This is a genomic window from Halomonas sp. SIMBA_159 (assembly GCF_046536035.1).
GTDB lineage: Bacteria > Pseudomonadota > Gammaproteobacteria > Pseudomonadales > Halomonadaceae > Vreelandella > Vreelandella venusta_A.
This window is the reverse complement of the sequence record NZ_JAWJBT010000920.1, coordinates 1-259: the sequence shown is the minus strand read 5'-3', so window position 1 is coordinate 259 and position 259 is coordinate 1. Positions and strand designations below refer to the sequence as shown.

General features: G+C 66.4%; 1 protein-coding gene. It reads right to left on the bottom strand.

The features are described 5' to 3' along the window. Positions 1-259: histidine kinase dimerization/phospho-acceptor domain-containing protein (locus R0J87_RS21945; protein ID WP_498888958.1), on the bottom strand; the 259-nt coding region annotated here is incomplete at both ends.

The following is a 259-nucleotide window of genomic DNA, read 5'->3' as shown; positions in this document are numbered from 1 at the left end:
CTCGAGCGTCAGGCTCTCGCCGATCAGCCGGCGCAGAAGGTTGGAGAGCTCGGCCAGCACGTCGGTCACCGACAGGACCCGGGGCTGGAGCGTCTGCTGGCGCGAGAACGCCAGGAGCTGGCGCACCAGATTCGCCGCCCGGTTGGCGTTCTGCTTGATCTGCATGATGTCGGCGAAGGACGGGTCGCCCGGCTTGTGGCGCAGCAGCAGCAGATCGCAGAACCCGATCATCGCCGTGAGCAGGTTGTTGAAGTCGTGC